At 73.8% G+C, this 21,001-nt stretch carries 20 protein-coding genes; 6 read left to right on the top strand and 14 right to left on the bottom strand.

Features of this window, described 5'->3' with window-relative positions; translation table 11 throughout:
- Positions 1-25: 25 nt before the first annotated feature.
- Complete coding sequence (locus PINTE_RS04940) at positions 26-1,087, bottom strand: alpha/beta fold hydrolase (RefSeq protein WP_245642809.1); 1,062 nt, start codon at positions 1,085-1,087, stop codon at positions 26-28.
- 27 nt (positions 1,088-1,114) lie between these two features.
- Between PINTE_RS04940 and PINTE_RS22545 the strand changes: the two genes are divergently transcribed.
- The gene (locus tag PINTE_RS22545) at positions 1,115-1,699 is read left to right on the top strand and encodes a TetR/AcrR family transcriptional regulator (protein ID WP_068427054.1); all 585 of its coding nucleotides are present in this window, start codon (positions 1,115-1,117) and stop codon (positions 1,697-1,699) included.
- An 80-nt stretch (positions 1,700-1,779) separates the two neighbouring features.
- On the opposite strand, the gene PINTE_RS04930 is transcribed toward PINTE_RS22545, so the two are convergent.
- Positions 1,780-2,013, bottom strand: coding sequence for a hypothetical protein (locus PINTE_RS04930; RefSeq protein ID WP_068427052.1), 234 nt, complete (start codon positions 2,011-2,013; stop codon positions 1,780-1,782).
- Positions 2,014-2,157: 144 nt separating this feature from the next.
- Between PINTE_RS04930 and PINTE_RS04925 the strand changes: the two genes are divergently transcribed.
- The gene (locus tag PINTE_RS04925; protein ID WP_068427050.1) at positions 2,158-2,451 is read left to right on the top strand and encodes a putative quinol monooxygenase; all 294 of its coding nucleotides are present in this window, start codon (positions 2,158-2,160) and stop codon (positions 2,449-2,451) included.
- A gap of 46 nt (positions 2,452-2,497) precedes the next feature.
- Positions 2,498-4,258: an alpha/beta-hydrolase family protein gene (locus tag PINTE_RS04920; protein ID WP_245642808.1), complete on the top strand. Its 1,761-nt coding sequence runs from the start codon at positions 2,498-2,500 to the stop codon at positions 4,256-4,258.
- 90 nt (positions 4,259-4,348) lie between these two features.
- Here the strand turns inward: PINTE_RS04920 and PINTE_RS04915 are convergent, their stop codons facing one another.
- The 11 genes from PINTE_RS04915 to PINTE_RS04865 form a co-directional block, all read right to left on the bottom strand.
- Positions 4,349-5,029 carry an alpha/beta fold hydrolase gene (locus PINTE_RS04915; protein ID WP_068427048.1) on the bottom strand — a complete coding sequence of 227 codons (681 nt, stop codon included), beginning with the start codon at positions 5,027-5,029 and terminating at the stop codon, positions 4,349-4,351.
- Between the two features lie 143 nt (positions 5,030-5,172).
- A complete protein-coding gene (locus PINTE_RS04910; RefSeq protein WP_068427046.1) occupies positions 5,173-6,912 on the bottom strand; it encodes a pyruvate dehydrogenase in 1,740 nt (579 codons plus the stop codon).
- A gap of 150 nt (positions 6,913-7,062) precedes the next feature.
- A complete protein-coding gene (locus tag PINTE_RS04905) occupies positions 7,063-7,767 on the bottom strand; it encodes a sensor histidine kinase (RefSeq protein ID WP_068427044.1) in 705 nt (234 codons plus the stop codon).
- Positions 7,768-7,805: 38 nt separating this feature from the next.
- Entirely contained in the window at positions 7,806-8,774 is a 969-nt protein-coding gene (locus PINTE_RS04900; RefSeq protein WP_068427042.1) for a HAMP domain-containing protein, read from the bottom strand.
- Positions 8,775-8,777: 3 nt separating this feature from the next.
- A complete protein-coding gene (locus PINTE_RS04895) occupies positions 8,778-9,221 on the bottom strand; it encodes a winged helix-turn-helix domain-containing protein (protein WP_068427040.1) in 444 nt (147 codons plus the stop codon).
- On the bottom strand, positions 9,218-9,451 hold the full coding sequence (locus PINTE_RS23835) for a response regulator (RefSeq protein WP_068427037.1): 234 nt from the start codon (positions 9,449-9,451) through the stop codon (positions 9,218-9,220). The genes PINTE_RS04895 and PINTE_RS23835 overlap by 4 nt, the downstream gene beginning before the upstream one ends.
- A 120-nt stretch (positions 9,452-9,571) precedes the next feature.
- The gene (locus PINTE_RS04885; RefSeq protein ID WP_245642807.1) at positions 9,572-11,140 is read right to left on the bottom strand and encodes a PH domain-containing protein; all 1,569 of its coding nucleotides are present in this window, start codon (positions 11,138-11,140) and stop codon (positions 9,572-9,574) included.
- Positions 11,137-11,670, bottom strand: a complete 534-nt coding sequence (locus PINTE_RS04880) for a PH domain-containing protein (RefSeq protein ID WP_068427035.1) — start codon at positions 11,668-11,670, stop codon at positions 11,137-11,139. The genes PINTE_RS04885 and PINTE_RS04880 overlap by 4 nt, the downstream gene beginning before the upstream one ends.
- Before the next feature lie 268 nt (positions 11,671-11,938).
- Positions 11,939-12,592 (bottom strand): cupin domain-containing protein, encoded by a 654-nt coding sequence (locus PINTE_RS04875; RefSeq protein ID WP_084343242.1) that lies wholly within the window; start codon positions 12,590-12,592, stop codon positions 11,939-11,941.
- Between the two features lie 199 nt (positions 12,593-12,791).
- Positions 12,792-13,604, bottom strand: a complete 813-nt coding sequence (locus tag PINTE_RS04870; protein WP_084343241.1) for a CE1759 family FMN reductase — start codon at positions 13,602-13,604, stop codon at positions 12,792-12,794.
- A gap of 205 nt (positions 13,605-13,809) precedes the next feature.
- Entirely contained in the window at positions 13,810-15,000 is a 1,191-nt protein-coding gene (locus tag PINTE_RS04865; protein WP_068427033.1) for an LLM class flavin-dependent oxidoreductase, read from the bottom strand.
- A gap of 364 nt (positions 15,001-15,364) precedes the next feature.
- Here PINTE_RS04865 and PINTE_RS04860 point away from each other — a divergent pair, with 364 nt between their 5' ends.
- A complete protein-coding gene (locus PINTE_RS04860; RefSeq protein ID WP_068427031.1) occupies positions 15,365-16,285 on the top strand; it encodes a hypothetical protein in 921 nt (306 codons plus the stop codon).
- 119 nt (positions 16,286-16,404) lie between these two features.
- Positions 16,405-17,484 (top strand): pyridoxal-phosphate dependent enzyme, encoded by a 1,080-nt coding sequence (locus PINTE_RS04855; protein ID WP_068427030.1) that lies wholly within the window; start codon positions 16,405-16,407, stop codon positions 17,482-17,484.
- Positions 17,485-17,813: 329 nt separating this feature from the next.
- Here the strand turns inward: PINTE_RS04855 and glyA are convergent, their stop codons facing one another.
- The gene (gene glyA, locus PINTE_RS04850) at positions 17,814-19,166 is read right to left on the bottom strand and encodes a serine hydroxymethyltransferase (protein WP_068427029.1); all 1,353 of its coding nucleotides are present in this window, start codon (positions 19,164-19,166) and stop codon (positions 17,814-17,816) included.
- Between the two features lie 227 nt (positions 19,167-19,393).
- Between glyA and PINTE_RS24160 the strand changes: the two genes are divergently transcribed.
- Positions 19,394-20,935 (top strand): helix-turn-helix domain-containing protein, encoded by a 1,542-nt coding sequence (locus tag PINTE_RS24160; protein WP_068427027.1) that lies wholly within the window; start codon positions 19,394-19,396, stop codon positions 20,933-20,935.
- Positions 20,936-21,001: the final 66 nt, after the last annotated feature.

The raw sequence follows: 21,001 nt of genomic DNA, 5'->3' as shown, positions 1-21,001 counted from the left end.
CCCCGAGCGGAGCCCGACCCCGAGCCTACGGGTCGCGTCGCGTCGGCTCGTTCTTGGCCATGAACGCGAGCAGCTCGGCGTCGATCGCCGCGGTCTGCTCCATCGGCAGCGAATGCGTCGCGCCCGGCCACACACGCGCCTCGATGCGGGGCACGAGCGAGCGGGCGCGGGCCACCGTGGCCTCGGGGTCTGGGGTGACCGCCGAGTTTCCGGCCATCGCCGCGTAGACCGGCATGGGCAGCGCGCGCAGTTGCTCGTCGCTCGGGCGCGCCGGGAACGAGCGCTTCGAGACGTACCCCCGCGTGCCGGCGTCGATCATCGCCGCCACCGGGTCGGACCGGTCGATCGGCTCGTCGCTGCCGCCGATGACCTGCAGCGCCCGGTCCTGCCAGCTGCGCGGCAGCCACGGGATCGCCGACGGGATCGAGGCGACGTACATCTGCCAGCGCAGCCCCGCGAAGGTCTGCACCGGCTCGAGCAGGCTCAGCGTCGCGACCGCCTCCGGGTGGTGAATGGCGAGGTTCGTCGCGGCCCACCCGCCGAAGGAGTGGCCGACGACATGAGCCCGCCGCAGCCCCAGGCGCCGCAGCGTCTGGGCGACCCAGTCGGCCTGCGCCTGAGCCGAATTCAACGGCACCTCCTGCACGCTCAGACCCGCGTCGCCGAGTGCGTCGAGGGCGTACACCGTACGGGCCGGCTGGGCACCGTCCCCTTGTAGTCCGAGCAGCCCGGGCAGGTTCTCGCCCCACATCGGCGCGCCCGACCCCCAGCCGGGGAGCAGCACGATCGGGGTGGTGCCTTCCCCCTCGGCGGAGGCTCGTGGTGCGAAGCGGTAGACGCGCACCGTGCCGAAGTCGGTGCGCACGTCGCGCGCCTCGTGCGGCGGAAGGCCGGCCATCGCGCGGTCGTAGGCGCGCACGTACTCGGCGCGGCCCGCCTCGCTGCGCCAGAAGCCGACGGCCGGCTCGTCCCGGGACAGGAACCAGGCGTTGGCCAGCAGCGAGACGACGAGGGTCGCGGGGAGAAGCCACCGCGTGGCTCGCCTCCGCCGACGCCCTTTCCAATACGATCGCACCGTTTCTTTCACGGTGCGATCGTATGGCATCCTGGCGGCGTGCCACGAGTCGTCGACCACGAAGAACGTCGCCGCGAGATCGCGCAGGCCGTGTGGTCCCTGATCGCACGGCGCGGGATCGAGGGCGTCTCGCTGCGCACCGTCGCCGCGGAGGCGGGCGTGTCGGTCGGCCGCATCCAGCACTACTTCGCGACGAAAGACGCGCTTCTGCAACACAGTTGCGCAGTGATGCTGGCCGACGCAGGGGCCGCCTTCGGGGCGCAGGTGCGCGCGTTGACGCCCGCGCAGACCCTGTCCGCCCTCGTGCTGCGGGCGGTGCCGACGACCGAGGGGTTCGCCGTCGGCACCGTCGTGTGGTCGGCCTTCGTGCTCAAGAGCCGAGACGACGAGGTGATTGCGGCGCACGTGCGGCGCGCCCACGACGAGGGGGTCGCCGTGGCCGCCGACTGCATCGACCGCGGCCGGGCCCTCGGCGAACTCGCGCCCGGACCGCCCGCCGACGAGCTCGCTCTGCGGCTCCTGGCCACCGCGGAGGGGTACGCGTTGCGGGTGCTCGCCGGGTCGCTACCGGCGCAGGCGGCGTTGCGGGCGCTGCGCGCCGAGCTCGCCGGTCTGCGGGTTTGAGGCGTACGGCCGCGCGGCGGGAGACGGGCCGGCCCGCGAGGCGGCGGGGCCGGACGCGCGCCCCGAGCCGGTCGGCGCGGTCAGTCTCCGATGCGGCGCAGGCAGCGGCTGCACACGACAGCGCGGTCGACCTCGACCTCGATCGGCGGGGCCAGCGGACCGGTGCCGCGGCGGTAGCCGACCGGGATCGAGGGCCACACCGCGTAGCGCACCGGGCGCAGGCTCGGGACGGCGTGCCCCAGCAGCCGGCACACGGGGGCGCCCAGGCTCCCGAGCCAGGTTTCGTAACGACCGCGAATTCGGAGCCGGCTCATGGCGGGTCCTCTCGCCGAGGGGGTGACGACTCGCTCCCCATCGGCGGCGACACCGCCTCCCCAAGGGCTCCGCGGCGGCCGGTTGGAAAAGTCATCCGAGCCAACGGCCTGTGCGCGCAGGCGGATCGGAGGACGATGTGGCCCGTGATCATCCTTTACGCCGAGTTCACCGTCCTGCCCGGATTCGAAGACGAGGTCGCCGAACTGATGACCGGCCTCGCCGAAGACGTCCGCGCGGAGCCGGGCAATGTCGTCTTCGAGCCGCACACCGAGCGCGACAACCCGAACAAGTACTTCGTCTACGAGGTCTACCGCGACCAGGAGGCGTTCGAGACGCACATCTCGGCCCCGTACGGCGCGGTCTTCAACGCCCGGCTCAACGAGGTCATCGAGGAAGACGAGTCGCAGCTGACGTTCCTCACCCGGCTCCTGGACTGATCGGCGCCCGCCGGGCCCGAGGCCCCGTCGGTGTTTCAATGACGCCATGACGCGGACCTCCGACTCGGACGCTGCGGCCGCGGAGTCCGATTCGGCGGCGACGAACGAGGAGTCGGTTCCGGCCCGGGTGCTCGACCGGCTCCTGGCCTGGCGGCGCAGCCACCTCGGCGGCCTCAGCGGGCCGGGTCTGGCGCTGGCGGTGCTGTGGTACGTCTCGGCGAACACCCCGTCGCTGCTGCCGCGCCCGTGGTGGCTGCAGGGCCTCATCGCCGCGGTGTGCGCGGTCATCGGGTACGCGGTCGGCTACCTGCTCGGCGCCCTGTGGAACGGCCTGGCCGGGTGGGCGGGCCTGCGGATCACGATGGACCGCAGGCGTGCTCGCGCCCTGCTGTGGGTCTGGCTCGCGGTGCTCGCCCTCGGGGTGCTGGCGTTCCCGATCCTGACGATCGCGTGGCAGGAGTACGTCACCGCCTACGTCGGGCAGGAGCCGCCGGGCTGGTGGTACCCGCTGGGCAGCAGCCTCGTCGCCGTCGTGACGTTCGCGCTGCTCATCAGCCTGTGGCGGCTCATCGCCGGACTCGCCGACTGGTTTCTGCGCCGGGTGCGCTCGCGGATCGTACGGGAGACGGTCGCCCGCACCCTGGCGTCGGCGCTCACCGTGCTCACGGTCGTCGCCATCACGAACTACGTCGTGGTACCGGCCGTCCTGACCGTCGTCGGTCGCAGCGCCGATCGGGTCAATCGGTCTGCTCCTCAAGGTCTTTCAGCTCCGACCTCGGGCCTGCGCAGCGGCGGTCCCGGCTCGGCGCACAGCTGGGACAGCCTCGGCCAGGACGGCGCGATCTTCGTCTCCAGCGGCCCGGACGCCGGGGGCATCCAGTCCGCGACCGGGCGGGCGGCGGTCGAGCCGATCCGCGTGTTCGTCGGCTGGCAGCAGCCGATCGAGCCGACCGTGCAGCAGGTGCTCGCCGAGATGGACCGCACGCGCGCCTGGGACCGGCGGGCGATCCTGCTGGTCACGGCCACCAGCACCGGCTACACGAACAACTGGTCGGTGGCCTCGTTCGAGTACCTGCTCGGCGGCGACACCGCGGCCGTGTCGTTCGCCTACTCCGACCTGCCGTCGGCGTTCGGCCTGATCACCGCGGGCGACGAGCCCCGGGAGGCGTCGCGGGCGTTGCTCGACGCCGTGCGGGCGCGGATCGCGGCCTTGCCCGCCGGGCAACGGCCCCGGCTGTACCTCACCGGCGAGTCGCTCGGGGCGTTCGGCGGCGACGCCGCCTTCGACTCGCCGCAGCAGATGCTCGAGCAGGCCGACGGGGCGGTGTGGAGCGGCACCCCCGGGTTCTCCCCCAACCGGGGCGTGCTCACCGCCGAGCGCAACCCGGGCTCGACGTCGGTGGCGCCGGTCGTCGACAACGGCGCGCACTTCCGGTTCGCCGGCGACGCCGCCCAGCTGCGCGCCGACCAGTTCGGCCGCCCGCTCGGCGACTGGAGCTTTCCGCGGGTCGCCTACCTGCAGCATCCCTCCGACCCCGTGGCGTGGTGGAGCCCGTCGCTGCTGTTCGAGTCGCCCGATTGGCTGCGCGAGACCCGGCTGGACAACCCGATGGCGCTGATGTCGTGGACCCCGTTCGTCACGTTCTGGCAGCTGTCGGCCGACATGCTCGTCTCCAACAACGTGCCCGGCGGGTTCGGGCACCGGTATTACGGCGCCGAGATGGTGCCGGCCTGGGCGGCGGTGCTCGGCGACGACCGGCCCGCCTCCGCGCTGGAGCCGATCATCGACGCGGTGGGGCGGCGCTGAGACATCCGGGGCGTCCGAGACACCGGGGGCCTCTGGGGCATCTGCGGCGGCGGGCCTTCGACGCGGATTCGGCGTGGGCGAGCCGACGGGTCACGGCGCAAGGGCGTCGAGGACGAGCGCGATGACGGCCTCGTCGGCGGGCAGGTGGTCGTGACGCACGCGGCGGCCGGGGTGCCGCTCGGCCAGGCGCACGACGCCCAGGCCCGCCTCGTCCGCGCCCGGAGGCGGGGCGAGCATCCGGTCGTCGCCGACGATCGTCAGGTGGCGTACGCCCGGGATCGGGCGCGGCGTCCAGCCGGCCCGGTCGTCGGCCCGGTCGGCCCGGTCGGCCGGCACCATGCCCCGCGCGGAGGGGCCCAACAGCAGGTCGAGAGCCCGAGCCGGCCCGCGCGCGTGCAGCAGCGGCGACCAGCGGCCCAGCGGTCGGGCTCCCCACAGCGGCGCCTCGAGCGTGACGAGGGTGCGCACCGCGCCGGGCCGGGCGCGGGCCGCGGCGAACGCGTGCAGCCCACCCTGGGAGTGCCCGACGATGTCGACGCGGCCGGTCGGGCCGGCTGGGGTCAGCGCGTCGAGGGCGGCGACGACCTCGGCGGTGGAGGCCGCCAGCGGGGCGAGCCCACCGCCTCCGGCGACCAGCCCCCGCAGGCTGGCGCGGTGCCGCCCGTAGTCGACGTACGACACGGTGTGCCCGGCCGCCGCCAGGGCATCCCCGAGCGGGCGCAACGCGGCCCCGGTGTCGTTCGTCCCGTGCAGGAGTAACACCGGCGTCACCGCTGCCCCTCCTCCCCTGGCCGACTCCTCCTCTGGCCGACTCCTCCCCGGCCGAAGGCTGCCCTTTCGGTCGAGGGCTCGTACTAGAGCCCTAGCCCCCGACCGAAAGGGCAGCCTTCGGCCGGATGGGAGGGGGCACCTGGTCAGCGGGGGATGTTGCGGAGGTTGGAGCGGGCGAGCTTGATCATGTCGCCGACGCCGCCGTCGAGGACGACGCGGGTGGCGGCCATCGCGAAGCCCTGGAGCTGGGCGCCGGTGATGTGCGGCGGGATCGACAGGGCGTCGGGGTCGGTGACGATGTCGATGAGCATCGGGCCGTCGGCCGCGAGCGCGTCGCGCAGCTGGTCGGGCAGCGTCGCGGGGTCGGTGATGCGCACCGAGCCGATGCCGACGGCCTGGGCGATCGCCGCGTAGTCGGTCGACGGTCGGTCGGTGCCCCAGGCGGGCATCGCGTCGACGAGCATCTCCAGGCGCACCATGCCCAGCGTCGAGTTGTTGAACAGCACGATCTTGGTGTTGAGCTTGTGCTCGACGACCGTGAGCAGCTCGCCCATGAGCATGGCGAGCCCACCGTCTCCGGACATCGAGATGACCTGCCGGTCGGGGTAGGCGCACGAGGCCCCGATGGCGTGCGGCAGCGCGTTGGCCATCGTGCCGTGGTGCCACGAGCCGATGACGCGCCGCCGGCCGTTGGGCGTGATGTACCGCGCGGCCCACACATTGCACATGCCGGTGTCGACCGTGAAGACCGCGTCGTCGTCGGCGAGGTGGTCGAGCACCGAGGCGACGTACTCGGGGTGGATCGGGGTGTGCTTCTCGACGTTCTTCGTGTACGCGTCGACGACCTTCTCGAGCTTCTTGCAGTGCTCGTCGAGCATCTTGTCGAGAAAGGCGCGGTCGGTCTTTTCGGTGAGCTTGGGCAGCAGCGCGTCGATCGTCGCCGCGACATCGCCCTCGATCGCCAGGTCGAGCTTGGCGCGCCGCCCGAGCCGGTGGCCGTACCGGTCGACCTGCACGATCTGCACCTTCTCGGGCAAGAACTGGTCGTACGGGAAGTCGGTGCCGAGCAGCAACAGCAGGTCGGCGTCGTGGCAGGCGTCGAACGCCGCGCCGTACCCGAGCAGGCCGCTCATGCCGACCTCGTACGGGTTGTCGTACTGGATCCACTCCTTGCCGCCGAGGGCGTGCCCGACCGGCGACTTGACCTTCTGCGCCAGCGCCATGACCTGCTCGTGCGCCCCGCGCACACCGGCCCCGACGAACAGCGTGACCTTGCCCGCGGCGTTGATCCGCTCGGCGAGCTCGTCGACGACCTGCGGCTGCGGAACGTGCACCGGAGGCAGCGTCGAGACCGCGCCCAGGGCGGGCGCGTCGACGGCCTCGGCGGAGGCGATGTCGCCGGGGAGCACGAGCACCCCGACTCCGCGCGCGGAGATCGCGGTCTGCACCGCGTTGTGCAGGATGCGCGCCGCCTGCCGCGGCGAGTTGGCCATCTCGCAGTAGTGGCTGGCCTCGGTGAACAGCTGCTCGGGGTGGGTCTCCTGGAAGAACGACGTGCCGATCTGCCCCGAGGGGATGTGCGAGGCGATCGCCAGTACCGGCGAGCCGCTGCGGTTCGCGTCGTACAGGCCCTGGATGAGGTGGGTGTTGCCGGGGCCGCACGAGCCCGCGCACACGGCGAGCTTGCCGGTGAGGCGGGCCTCGGCGGCGGCCGCGAACGCCGCGGCCTCCTCGTTGTGCACGTCGACCCACTCGATCGCCTTCTGCCGGCGCAGCGCGTCGGAGACGGGGTTGAGGCTGTCGCCGACGAGGCCGTAGATGCGCTCGACGCCGAGGCGGGTGAGGAATTCGACGAGTTGGTCGGCGACGGTCTTGGCTGCCATGACACGGGCTCCTATCGACAGGGAGACGGGGTGGTCGCCGCGCCTGCGGCCGCCCGATCGGGCATGCCCGGCGGGTCGCGACGACGACGTGGGGTTGCGGCGTCGTTGTCGTCCCGAAGCGGTCGAACCGCCTCGAAGCCCCGCGTCAGCTTACGTGCGGTCGCCGGGGGTCGTCGCGGCGGCGCCCGGCCGCGCTTCGCCGGTGGGCTCGACGGTGGGCTCGACGGTGGGCTCCTCGGTGGGCTCCTCGGTGGGCTCGTCGCCGGCTTCCGCCGCGGCCTCGTCGGCGGCTTCACCGCCCGGCCCCGGGGATCGGTACCCCGGCAGCTCGACGACGACCGTCGTGCCCTCACCCAGGGCCGACCGCAGCGTGGCCGTGCCGCCGTGGGCCCGCGCGAGCGTGCGCACCAGCGGCAGCCCGAGCCCGGCGCTGCCGCCGACAGCGACGCCCGACCCGGCCGACTCCGACCCCGCCGGCTCCGACCCGACGCCCCCCGGTCCGGCCGTCCCCGAGTGGCCAACGCGCGACTCGGGCTCGCGCCGCGGCCGGCCTCGGGCGAAGCGCTCGAAAGCCTGCGCCGCAACCTCCGGCGACATGCCGGTTCCGTTGTCGCGCACCACGATCCGCAACCGTCCCGGCACGTCGGCGGCCTCGAAGCGCACCTGCACGAGCCCGTCACGCGGGGTGTGCGCGACGGCGTTGGCGACGAGGTTGCGCACGATCTGGTCGATGCGGTCGGGGTCGGCGCGCAGCGTTCCGGGCACGGTGTGCACCTCGAATCGGCGCTCGCCGAGCAGCGGCAGGTCGCGGCGCAGATCCGCCACGTGGTCGGCCAGGTCGATGTCGCGGGGCACGATGAGGGAGGCGGGGGCCGCGTCGCCGGTGGCGATCGTCAGCAGGTCGTCGACGAGGCGTCGCGTCGCGTCGGTCTGGCGGAGCAGGTCCTCGACGTCCTCCTCGCGCCGGGCCGCGTCGGTTTCGGCGCCGATGAGCTCGGCCTGCGCAGGATGACGGCCAGCGGCGTGCGCAGTTCGTGGGAGGCGTCGGCGACGAAGGCGCGCTGCGCGGCCAGCGTGCCCTCGATGCGGTCGAGGCTGTCGTCGAACACCCGCGCCAGGTCGCGCACCTCCGGCGATCCGTGCAGCTGCCCGGCGCGCACGCGCAGGTCACCGTCTCCGGCGGCGGCGGCGACCTGGCCGAGACGACGCAGCTGGCGGGTGATCAGGGCCGAACCGCCTCCGACCAGCAGGGCCGCCAGGGCCATGGCCAGCGCGCCGATGAGCGCGGTGTCGCGGGCCAGTTGGCCTCGGGCCGTGGCGATCTCGTCGATCGGATCGGCGACGACGACCTGCCCAAGCTGTCCGGCCGCCGCGTCGACCGGACGGGCCACCACCCGGTAGTCCGAGCCGTTGGCCAGGCGCACGTCGCGCGGGCCGGGATCGCCGAGCAGCGGCGCGGTGTCGGCGCCCCGGGCCGTCTGGTCCCACGCCCGGTTGCCGATCACCAAGCCAGGCGGGCCCGCCGAGCCTGGCGAGCCCGGCGAACCCGGCGAGCCGGCGGTCGCTGCGCCGGCTCCGCCGGGACCCGTGACGATGACCGCCTGCACCTGCCGGGAGGGGTGATCCTGCTGCTCACGCACCCAGGCGCGGGCGGTCCGGGCGAGGGAGTCGGCGTCTCGCGGGGCGTCCTGCGCGGCGAGCCGATCCCATTCGCGCAGTTGGGTGCTCAGGTCGGAGTCGATCTCGGCGGTGAGTCGGGAGTCGGTGGTGCGCCAGGCCGCGTAGAGCGCAGCGCTGACCGCGATCGCGACGACGAGCATCGAGAGCAGGGCCAGCCGGGCGGGCAGCGTGAGGCGTCGCATGACTCACCGCCGGTCCCGCAGCCGGTAGCCGACCTGGCGCACGGTCTCGATGAGGTCGTCTTGCCCAGCGGCGCACAGCTTGCGCCGCAGGTAGCCGATGTAGACCTCCAGCACCCGCGACTCGGGGTCGTGGGTGAAGTCCCAGACGGCGTTGAACAGCTGCTCGCGGGTCAGCACCTGCCCGGGGTGGCGGGCCAGGTGCACGAGCAGTGCGAACTTCCGGGCCGTCAGGTGGATCGGTTCGCCGCCGCGGCGCACCTCGCGGGAGGTCAGATCGATGTCCAGGCCGTGCAGTTCGATCCTCGTGGCGGACGGCTGGTCGCGGCTGCGCAGCCGGCTGCCTACCCGGGCGCCGAGCTCGGCGAGGGCGAACGGCTTGACGATGTAGTCGTCGGCGCCCAGGTCGAGGCCGGTGACCCGCTGGTCGACGCTGGCGCGGGCGGTCATGACGATGACCGTAGCGACAGGGTGCGGCGCCGGATCCCGCGCAGCACCTCGAGCCCGTCGAGCCCGGGCAGCGTGAGGTCGAGCAGCACGAGGTCCGGCTCGCTCTCGATCGCCTCGTGCAGCCCATCGACTCCGTCGAGCACCGCGAGCACCGTGTGCCCCTGCCCCTGCAGATACCTCGACACGGCCTTGGCCAGCGGGAGCTCATCCTCGATGAGGAGGATCCGCATGCTGTCGATGATAGGAGCCGCCGCGCGCGGCGCATCCGGACGCGAGAACGGGCGCCCAAGTGTGCCAGCCGAATTCGTGGGCTCCGGCGAACTTCGTTGGGCCCGGCGGTGATCGGCGGGTTAGGCGGGCGGCTCGGTCTCCAGCCAGCGTTCGGGGCCGCTGCCGGCGCGGGCCGCCCGGGCGCGCCGGGCCTGTTCGGCGAGCAATTCACCGGCCTGCCCCTGCCGCAGGTGCTTGGCGCGCGGCGACACCGGGCCAGGCGTCGAGTGCACCCGGAAGTCGGCGAGACCGAGCCGGCGCTGCAGCGGCCCGCGGCTGATGGCCAGGGACTGGGTGCGCTCGTGCGGCACGAGCACCAGCTGCCGGGTCAGCCTCCGCGACCGGATGATCAGCGCGCGCTCGTCGACGGCCACCCCGAGGCGACGCCAGCCGATCGGGTCGAGCAGCCAGGCGGCCGGCGGCGCGCACAGGTAGCCCGCGCCACCGGGATCGCGGCCCCGGTCCGACATCCCGGTGAGGCCGGCGGCGATGAGATCGGCCAGGCGCGGGCGAAAGACGTCCGGAAACACCTGGGCCAGCAGCAGCAGCGCCTCGTGGCGGGTGGCGACCGGCATGAGCAGCCCGGATTGGGCCTTGGCCTCGTCGCCGGCGTACCCGGCCACGTTGACCTGGAGCCGCCACCAGTCCCGCCCGCGCCACAGCAGCGGCTGCGTGAGACTGACCGCCTGCACCCGGCCCGGTGGCACGGTCTGCGCGCGGGTCTCGAGCAGCCCGCGACGCACCCGCAGGCCGTCCGGCGAGGCCGCGACCCGGAACCCGTAGGAGCCGGAGACGGCCACCCACACCGCGCCGACCGCGGCCAGCGCCGTCGGGAGCAGCGTCAGTGAGGCCCACCAGTATCCGAGCACGCTGAGCACGAGGATCGCGACGACGAACACCGCGAACACGACCGCACCGGCGGACCGGGCCAGCGATTCGAGCAGCCGCTCCAGCGGCAGCGTCACCAGCGTTCGCTCCGGCGCCTCGGGGGCGCGCTCCCCCTCGTACCGCACGCCCGCGGCGTGGGCCAGCAGCGCGGCGCGCACCTGCTCGGCCTCCGGGAGCCGCAGGTAGGCCAGGCGCGCGTCCGAGCCGCTGCCGCCGGCGACCTCGAGCTTGAGTTCGGCGAGCCCGAACAGGCGTGCGACCAGCGGCTGGACCACGTCGATGGCCTGCAGCCGGTCGAGCCGCACCTGGCGTTGCTGCCGGAACAGCACGCCACTGTGCAGGTGCAGCACGTCGCGGGTGACCCGGTAGCGGGTGGCGCGCCACGACAGCACCGCCCACAGCACGACGGCCCCGAGGAACACCGCGGCGAGCCCGCCGACCACGAACACGGTGGTGGCCGCGTCGTCCGGCCAGCCGGGGATCTGCCCGCGATCCGGGAGCCACTGCAGCGCCTGCTGCCACACGAAGACGACGACGATCGCCACCACCTGCCAGCCCCGCAGCAGCGGGGTGGCCTTGTGCAACCGGCGCCAACCCTGGGAGTCCGACCGCCCCGGCAGGGCCCGGTCGACCTCGCCGGGCACGTCGGTGCCTGTCGGCTGGTGGGCGTCGCCGGGCGCGTCGGGGTCGGGATCGTGGGGGCCGTCGGGCTCGCGGTTCGGCCGCGACGGGTCGGGCGCGCCCTCGGGGGGCGAGGTCACAGCCCGGCCAATCGCGATTCGCCGCGGGAGGCGAGCCGCTCGCGGAGCCGGGCCGCCTCCGCCGCCACCAGCCCCGGGATGCCCGCGTCGGTGCCCGGCGAGGCGGTGTGCAGCTGCACGGTGGCGAGCCCGAAGGCCCGCTCCAGCGGACCGGCCTGCACGTCGACGTACTGCATGCGGCCGTAAGGCACGACGACGAGGGTCTTGAACATGATGCCGCGCGTGATGACGAGGTCGTCGGCCTCCTCGGCGTACCCCCAGGCCCGCACCCGGCGCGGGATGAGCGCCAGCACGACGGCCCCGACGAGCGCCACGACGGCGGGAACGGCCCACAGCCAGTCGAATCCGACGACGAGCGGGACCGCCACCGCCGGCAGCAGCAGCGCCGCGACGGTGATCCCGTGCGTCAGCAGCTGCAGCACGGCGAGCTTGGGCGACACCCGGCGCCACGTGAGGCCCTCGGGGTTGAACGGGTCCCGGCCGGCAGCGACTTGCGCCTCGCGCTGCGGGGCGTCGCTCGGCTCGCTCATCGCTGTCTCCCGGGAGGTTCGCACGACCCGGTCCCCGGCTGGATCGGCCCGCTCCCCCGAGCGTACGGACCCGGGACGTCAGGTCGCGACCCGCTCAGGCGCCGCCCACTTTCCGCACGGGAGCCTGTGCCAACCGACTGGACCGGCCGGTTGCCGCCGAACCGACTCCGCGGAGCCGGCTCCGTGGCAGCCGACCGGTCCCGTCCCACACCCCGAGACGGGGCCCTCACGGCGCGAGACGACCGTGACCCCGCCTCCCGGAGCGGCCCTAGTTCGACGCCTCCACGTCCTGCGGGCACTTCTTCTTCTCGAGCGGGTCGTTGGCGGCGTCCTTCTTCGTGCGGTGCACCGTGTTGCGCGGGTGGTTCGGCGCCGCGTAGATCGAGTAGAGCTTCAGCGACGACCGGCCGGTGTTGACGACGTCGTGCCACGTGCCGGCGGGCACGAAGATCGCCGAGTGCTTGTCGACCCGCCGCGTGTAGGTGAGGTTGTGCTGGGCGTCGCCCATCTTCACGACGCCGGTGCCGCTCTCGATGCGCAGGAACTGGTCGAGCTGCGGGTGCATCTCCAGGCCGATGTCGTCGTGACGCTTGATGGACATCACGGTCAGCTGCAGGTGGTCACCGGTCCACAGCGTGTCGCGGTAGTTCTTGTTCGAGGTTGTGCGCTCGTCGATGTTGATGGCGGCCGGGCCGGGGCCCAGATCGTGGTGGCCCTTGCCGGTGAGGTCCTGGGGCTTCGGGCCGTCGCAGGTCTGCGCCGTCGGGGCGGCCGGCGCGGAGGCGGGGGCCGAGGCCGCCGCCACGGTCGGCACCAGCAGCGCGGCGGCGGCGACGGTGACACCGGCGACCGCGGCCAGCCGCGGGGTTCCGGACAGGGCGCCGGACCGAGCGGCGCGAAGGGTGTGTCGAATGCGGGACATGACCGAACTCCTCGGGTTCTCGTGGCCTTGCGGGCCATGTGCACTGCGGTCGCGCATCGCGGGCCGGATGGCGGAGGAGACGGTGCGCGGGTCCGGTGGCGGTGAGCGCCCAGACACCCTGTGCCGAGCGTCGGAGCGGCCCATCGAATGCCACTGCGGCCATGGTCATGCCGCTATGCAAGAACCGTGTAAGAGAACGTCAGCGCGCGGGCCCGGTGCCCCGCACCTGCGCCAGGAGTTCCGCGAACGGGGTCACCTCCGGCGTCCGAGCCGGCGTGCTGCGCGGGGAGCCGGTCGCCTCGGCGCGCCGGGGGCGCCCCACCCCGCGCGCTCCGGTCTGTCCGGGCGCTCCGGTCTGTCCGGGCGCTCCGGGGCGTTCGGGCTGGCCAGGCGCTCCGGTCTGTCCGGGCGCTCCGGGCGCTCCGGGCCGATCGGGCTGGCCGGGCGCTCCGGTTTGTCCGGGGCGTTCGGGCTGCCCGGCCAGCGCGAGCAGCTCGCCGACGGCGCGGTCGATCCGCGCCGTCAGGGCGGCGGCGCCCGCGCCCCCGAAGTCCGAGGTCGCGGCGTACACGCCGGTCGGCACGGTCACCGCGCCGAGGTAGGCGAACAGCGGCCGCAGGGAGTGCTCGATGACGAGGCTGTGGCGCTCGCTGCCGCCCGTGGCGGCCAGCAGCACCGGGGTGCCCCGCACCGCCTCCGGGTCGAGCAGGTCGGCGAACGACTTGAACAGGCCGCTGTAGGAGCCCTGGAAGGTCGGGGTGACGACGACGAGCGCGTCCGCGGCCTCGACGCGGCGGATCGCGTCGGCGAGGTCACCGGACGGGAAGCCCACGAGCAGCGCATCGGCGATGGCGTGGGCGTGCTCGCGCACCTCGACGATGTCGGCGTCGACGGACTCACCGGCCGCCTCGAAGCGGCGGCGGACCGCGGCTGCGAGCTGGTCGGCGAGGTTGCGCGTCGACGACGGCGAGCGCAGACCGGCGCTGACGATGATGATCGACCGGCGTGTCATGTTCCTGTTGGTCCGTTTCTTTCGAATGCTGATCTAGCGTCGTATTGAGCCTGGCGGATAGCTGGCAGCGGCTCTATCCGCCAGGCTGAGCCATGCTCCGGGGCCGGTGACCGGCCGACCGACTCGGGACCCCGAAAGAGCGTGGTAAAAACCGCCGGCCAGACGCGGCAGATTTCCCACTCTCTTCAGGGCCCACCGGCCCGGCTCAGCGAGCCGCGCCGACGTTCTGGTCCTCGGCGCGCGTTCCGGTCCAGCGGTCGACGCTGGGAACGGACTGCGCCGTCTCCCCCGCCTCCCCCGCCTCCCCGGTCGCCTCCGGCCCGTCGAGCGCGGCCAGCAGCGAGGCGTGGGTCGGCGCGTCCGGCACGTGCGCCGGCTTGAGCGCGGCGAATTCGCGGCGCAGCACCGGCACGACCTCTTCACCGAGCAGGTCGAGCTGCTCGAGCACGGTCTTCAACGGAAGCCCGGCGTGGTCGATGAGGAACAGCTGACGCTGGTAGTCGCCGACGTAGTCGCGGAAACCGAGCGTGCGCTCGATGACCTGCTGCGGGCTGCCGACGGTCAGCGGCGTCTCCCGCATGAATCCCTCTAGGCTCATCGAGCCGCCGTAGACCGGCGCGCGGTCGAAGTACGGGCGGAACTCGCGGATCGCGTCCTGGCTGTTCCCGCGCATGAACACCTGCCCGCCGAGGCCGACGATCGCCTGGTCGGCGCTGCCGTGGCCGTAGTCCTCGAAGCGCCGGCGGTACAGCTCGACCATGGCGGCGGTGTGCTCCTTGGGCCAGAAGATGTGGTTGGCGAAGTAACCGTCTCCGTAATACGCGGCCTGCTCGGCGATCTCGGGGCTGCGGATCGAACCGTGCCACACGACCGGCGGGATGCCGTCGAGCGGTCGCGGGGTGGAGGTGAAGCCGCGCAGCGGAGCGCGGTGCTTGCCCTCCCAGTTAACGACGTCCTCGCGCCACAGCTGGTGCAGCAGCGCGTAGTTCTCGACGGCCAGCTCGAGTCCGTCGCGGATGTCCTTGCCGAACCACGGGTAGACCGGGCCGGTGTTGCCGCGGCCGAGCATGAGGTCGGCGCGGCCGTCGGACAGGTGCTGCAGGTAGGCGTAGTCCTGCGCGATCCGCACGGGGTCGTTAGTCGTGATGAGCGTCGTGGCGGTGGACAGCACGATGCGCTGCGTGGCGGCGGCGATGTGCGCCAGGAGGACCGGCGGGTTGGCCGGCGCCGCGAACGGCGGGTTGTGGTGCTCGCCGGTGGCGAAGACGTCGAGCCCGACCTCTTCGGCCTTCTTGGCGATGGCGACCGTGGCCTTGATCCGCTCGTGCTCGGTCGGGGTGCGACCGGTCGTGGGGTCGGTGGTGACGTCACCCACGGTGAAGATGCCGAACTGCATGACGTTCTCCTTGCGTCGTGTCCCAGCAGCGGTGGCTGCATACGGCACTATCAACAACGTAGTGACTCAGATATTCCAAGCCCACGACGGGTCTCGTCGGGACTCGAATGGTGATACGTCACGATCTCACGAGACGACCCTCAGCGCAGAATCAGCTTCCATGCCGATCTGTGGATTGGCCTGGTCAGCGGTTTACGCAATCGTTACCGACGTATTTTGTCCGAAATCTGCTGGTTGAGAGGGCGCCGGGGGCGGCTCTAGCGTGGTGTGCAGCAGTGCGTCGATGTCGCGCACCCGTCAGTGGGGGGTCACGGCATCGCGGCTCCCTTTCGCCGCAACTTGCTAGGACCTGATGACAGACACTTTGCCCCGCACCACGGACGAGGAGCGCGCGGAGCCCAAACGCCGCGAACCGTTCCTCGGGCTTTCACCGCTGCAGGTGCTCGGAGGCGCGCTCGCCGCGACCAGCGCGGCCGTCGTGTCCTCCTACCTCGGCGTCGCCGGCACCCTCATCGGTGCCGCACTCGCCTCGATCGTCTCGACGGTCGGTGGCGCCTTCTACACCCAATCGATGAAGACGGCGGGCGGTCACCTGCGGTCCCGGCTCGTCCGCCGCCAGCGGCCGGCCGGCACGGGCTCCGTCGGCGTCACCGACGCCGCCCAGCCCGGCCCGCCCAGCCCCTCGGTCTCCGCGCACCGGACGGGGAGTTCGGCCGCCGACGCGCTGGTCGTCGACACGCGCACCGGCTTCGGCGTGCGGCTGCGGCGCGCGCTCGGCTCGATCGACCGGCGCATGTGGTTCGGTACCGCCGCGGTCTTCCTGCTGGCGATCGTCGCGATCACCGGTTTCGAGGTGGCGACCGGTAAGCCGGTGTCCGCGACCGTCAGCGGCAGCTCCTCGAGCGGCACGTCGATCGGCTCGGTCGTCGACCCGGGCTCGAGCAGCTCCGGCACGTCGACGGACAGCCCCACCCAGGGGTCGACCGGCCAGGCCACGCCGACGTCGGAGGCCACCGCGCCCTCCGGGGAGAACACCCAGGACAGCGGCAACCAGCAGCAGTCGGTGCCGCAGCAGGACGCGACCACCGACTCCGGCTCGGACTCGGGCTCGGGCTCCGGGGCCACGGCCGACTCGGGCTCCGGTGCGGGCACGGACTCCGGCGCCGACTCCGGTTCGGGCTCCGGCTCCGGCGCCGACAGCGGCTCGAACGGGTCGGGCGCGAACTCCGGTTCGGACGCCGGCTCCGGCGCCGCGGCCGGTGGCTCCGCCGCCGACGCCGGCTGAGCCGCATCGAACGCGCGAAGGCGCCCGCACCCACCCGGGGCGGGCGCCTTCGTCGTCCCCGGGTGTCGTCGTGCACATGTGGTGTCCGGGGGCGTCGGGGGGCACGGCAGCATGAGGGCATGACGACGCAGTGGCACTCCGCCCCGCGGGCCAGGCGCTGTATCGGCCCGCCGACGCCCGCGCCCGCCCGCGACTTCCACCGCACGCTCCCGGACTACCGGCCGACCCCGCTCGTCGAAGCGCCCGCGCTGGCCGACGAACTGGGCGTGGCGCGGGTGCTCGTCAAGGACGAGTCGCACCGCCTCGGGCTCGCCGCGTTCAAGGTGCTCGGCGCGTCGTGGGCGTGCGCGCAGGTGTCGCGCGCCCGCCCCGGCGTGGGTTTCGTCACCGCGACCGACGGCAACCACGGCCGGGCGGTGGCCCGCATGGCCGCCCACTTCGGCGTGCCCGCCACGGTTCTCGTTCCGCGGGTGATGACGGCGCGGGCGGCCGAGGCCATCGAGTCCGAGGGGGCCAAGGTCGTGCGCCACGACGGCGACTACGACGAGACCGTTGCGGCCGCAGCGCGTTTCGCCCACCGGGAGGACCTGGCGCTCGTGCAGGACACCGCGTGGGACGGGTACGAGGACGTGCCCGCGTGGATCGTCGAGGGCTATCAGACGCTGCTGCAGGAGATCGACGAAGAACTCGGGGCCGCGCCAAGCCTGGTCGCCGTGCCCGTCGGAGTCGGGTCGCTCGCCGAGGCGGTCGTGCGGCGCTACCGGCGCCCGTCGCCGGAGGAGACCGAGATCAACACGCCACGCCCGGCGACCGCACGGGACGTGGTGGCCGGACCGAGCGTGCTGTCCGTCGAGCCCGACACCGCCGCCTGCGTGCTGACCAGCCTGCGCGCGGGGCGACCCACGAGCGTCGAGACGGGCGACACCGCGATGGCGGGGTTGAACTGCGGCACGGTCTCGGCCTCCGCGTGGCCGATTCTGGCCGCCGGGTGCGACGCGGCCGTCACCGTCTCCGACGAGCAGGCGCTGTCGGCTGCCGAGGACCTCGCGGGGCTCGGCATCTCCTCCGGGCCCAGCGGCGCCGCCTCCCTCGCCGGTGCCCGCGCCGCCCTGACCGACCGCCGGCGACGCGCCGACCTCGACCTGCCGCAGGACGCCACGGTCGTGCTGCTCAACACCGAAGGCACGCCCGGAGGCTGAGCGGGGCGTCCGGGCTGAGGCGCCGGCAACCGGCGGAGACGGTTCCGGCACGGGCACGTCTCGGCCGCGGCCCTGGCCCCGCTTCAGCTCCGGCTCCGGCTCCGGCTCCGGCTCCGGCTCCGGCTCCGGCTCCGGCTCCGCACGACCCTCACCTCCTCGACCGCGTCCCACACGACCCTCGGAACTGCGTGTCGTGGTGAGAACTGCGACACGAACAGCAGTCCTGACCGCGACACGCAGTTTTGAGGGAAGTGGTGTCGGGGCGTGGGGTGGTCTCGGGGGCGTGGCGTGGTCTCGGGGGCGGGGGGCGTGGTGTCGGGGGCGTGGCGTCAGGGGTGTTCCGGGGAATCGGCGGTGTAGTGGATGCCGTGGAAGCGCGAGCGGAAGGCGGTGACGTCGGGCGCGACGGTCTCCGGCGCGACGGACTCGTCGAGGCCGCGGGCGATGAGGTCGGCGAGGCCGGGCATGTCGTCGACGCGCAGACCGAGGCGCACGAGCTCGGGGGTGCCGATCCGCAGGCCGTTGACGTCACCCTCGATCGGCTCCTCCGGCAGGCCGATGCCGCAGGCCAGCAGGTTGGCGCGGCGCAAGCGCCGGGCCGCGGCCTGACCGCCTCCCCAGGGCCGGGCGCGCAGGGCGAACTGGTGCGAGCGGGTCGGTCCGTCGTGGCCGGTGAAGACCGGCAGACCCCGGGCCTGCAGCGACTCGGCCAGCGCGCGGGCGGTCGCGACCATCGCGGCGGCGTAGTCGGCCCCGGCGACCTGCCAGTCGACCATCGTCACCGCGAGCGCCGCCGACTTCGCGGCGTCGAAGTTGGCCGTGAGCCCGGGAAACGCGATGGCGTCGATGCGCTGGGCCAGCTCGGCGTCGTCGGTGACGACCGCGCCGCCGGCCGGTCCGCCGAGGCTCTTGTACGTGCTGAACGTCATGAGGTGCGCGCCCTGCTCGAGCGGGTTGGGCCAGGCGCGGCCGGCGATGAGCCCGCACAGGTGCGCGGCGTCGAACAGCAGGTACGCCCCGACCTCGTCGGCGATCTCGCGGATCGCGGCCACCGGGTGCGGGTAGAGGTTCAGGCTCGCCCCGATCGTGATGAGCCGGGGCCGCACCTCGTGGGCGAGCACGCGTAGGGCGTCGAGGTCGACCGTGTAGCCGTCGGCCCGCACGGGCGCGGAGACGGTGCGCAGCCGGTACATCCCCGCCGAACCGCCCCCGTGGTGCGTGACGTGCCCGCCGATGGCCGGCGGCGGCGCGATGATCGTGTCGCCCGGCTCGCAGGTCGCCAGGAAGGCGTAGAGGTTCGCGATCGCGCCGGACGGCACCCGCACCTCGACGTGGGCGGCGCCGAAGACCTCGGCGACGAGTTCGGCGGCGATGACCTCGATCTCCTCGATGGCTTCCAGCCCCATCTCGTACTTCTCACCCGGGTACCCCAGCGAGGGCCGCGACCCCAGCCCGGCGGCGAGCAGCGCCTCCGCGCGCGGGTTCATGACGTTCGTCGCCGGGTTGAGGTTGAGGCAGTCCGCGTCGTGGATCTGCCGGTTGCGGCGGGCGAGCTCCTCGACGCGCTCGACGAGCCGGGCCGGCGATGCCTGGGCGTCGCGGGCGGTCGCCTCGGCGAGGTCGCGGGTCCGCTGCTCCGGGACCGGCGGAACCCAGCTTCGCGGGGCGAGGGCGGTGGGCATGGGCATCTCCTAGCGGTGTGGGCGCCCGAAGGCGCGAGGCGGGTGCGGCGGGGTCCGGCGGGCGGATCGGCCCGACAGGCCGGGCGGGCCAGCGGGCAGGGCGACCCGGCGTTGACCCGGCGTCACGGGGAACTTAACGAGCGGCGACCCCGGCTGTCATCAGTCAGTCGCCGCAGGATGGTCACTATCCGTTCGACGTTTGTCGGAGGCCGTGGTTCACTCCAGGCGTGACCGAGGCACGCGAGGAGACCGGCGCGGGGCTGCAGGAGGCCCTCGACGCGCTCGCCGGACGGCTCGGCGTCGGCATCACGATCGACGGGCCGGACGGCCAGTTGCTCGCGTACAGCAGCCAACCCGACTCCGGCGCCACCGACGAGGCGCGGCTCGCGGCGATCCTGCGTCGGCATGTCGAGCCCGAGGTGCGCGCGTGGGAGGAGGCGGCGCTGCGGGAGGCCGACCCGCGCCACCGGGCCGTCCGGGTGCCGGCCAACCCGCAGCTGGGCATGGCGGCCCGGGTGTGCGTGCCGCTGCGTCGGCGCGGGCGGCCGGTGGGCAGCCTGTGGGTCATCGACGACGGACTGGACGAGACCCGCCTGGCGGCACTGAACAGCGACGCCCCGCGCATCGCCGCGCTCCTGAGCCGCTCCCCCGCGATGCCGACGCCGGCACCGGCGGCCTGGACTCGTGATCGGCTGGTGCGGACCGCCTACGAGGAGGGGTCGGCCCAGGCCCGCGACGACCTGCTGCACGCCGTGCCGGCGCTCCTCGACGGGCACGTGCAGGTGCTGGCCGCGGTTGCCACCGGAGCCGGCCACTCCGGTGCCGGAGCAGGCGGGGGTACCGCGGCCGGGGGCGGGGTTGCCGGGGCCGCGGGTGCCGGGGCCGCGGGTGCCGGAGCCGGTTCCGCACGTACCGCGGCGCAGCCAGGGGGCGTCCGGCCCTGGACGGCAGCGGAGTACACCGCGCTCGCCGCCTGCGTCGGGCCGGTGCTGCGCGCGCATCCGACGTTCGTCGGGGCGCACGTGGCGCCCACCCACCTGTTGGTCGTCGCGCGCCGACCGTCGAGCGCGGCCGGGGACGAGCAGTTCGACCGCCTCGTCGCCGACCTCGAGCTCGTCGTCGGCCGGGCGGCCCGCGACGTGCGGATCGGGCTCGCCGACCCGGCTCCGTTCGCGGAGTCGGCGGCGGTCGCCCGCCGGCAGGCGCTGTTCGCCGCGGAGATGGCGGCCCTCGACCCCGCCGTCGCCTCGCCTGCGCCGTTCGCGCGGTTAGGGGTGCACCGGTTGCTCGCGCGGGCCGACCCACCGCGCGGCGCCCCTGCCTCGCTCGCGCGCCCCGCCCGGCACGGCCTGCTCGACCCGCACGGCCCCGTCGACCCGCTCGGCTCCGTCGACTCGCTCGAGCCGCCCGGCTCCCCCGGGTCTCCTGGCTCCCCCGGGTCTCCTGGCTCTCCCGGCTCTCCCGACCCACGTGACCAGCTCGACGCACTCGACCCGATCGGCCCCCTCGACCCCACGGCGCCGATTGCGGCGCTGGAGGCGGCAGGTGAGTCGGGCGCGATGCTGCTCGCGACCCTGGAGGCCTATCTGGACGCGGCCGGCGACGTGCAGGCGGTCGCGGCCCGCCTCGGGCTGCACCGCAGCAGCCTGTACTACCGCCTCGACCGGGCGGCGGACCTCCTCGGTGCGGACGTGTCCGACGGCCCGACCCGGCTCGCGCTGCACCTGGCCTGCAAGGCCCGCCGCGTGCGCCGCCGCACCCTGACCTGAGGCAGCCCTGGTATCCACTCCCGGCCGCGGGGACTGTCGAGGCCACGCGCGATGTGACACCCTGTC

The sequence above is a fragment of the Piscicoccus intestinalis NBRC 104926 genome (genome assembly GCF_001515525.1).
In the GTDB taxonomy this organism is placed as follows: Bacteria; Actinomycetota; Actinomycetes; order Actinomycetales; family Dermatophilaceae; genus Kineosphaera; species Kineosphaera intestinalis.
The sequence above is the reverse complement of the archived record's forward strand: the minus strand, read 5'-3'. Positions and strand labels throughout refer to the sequence as shown.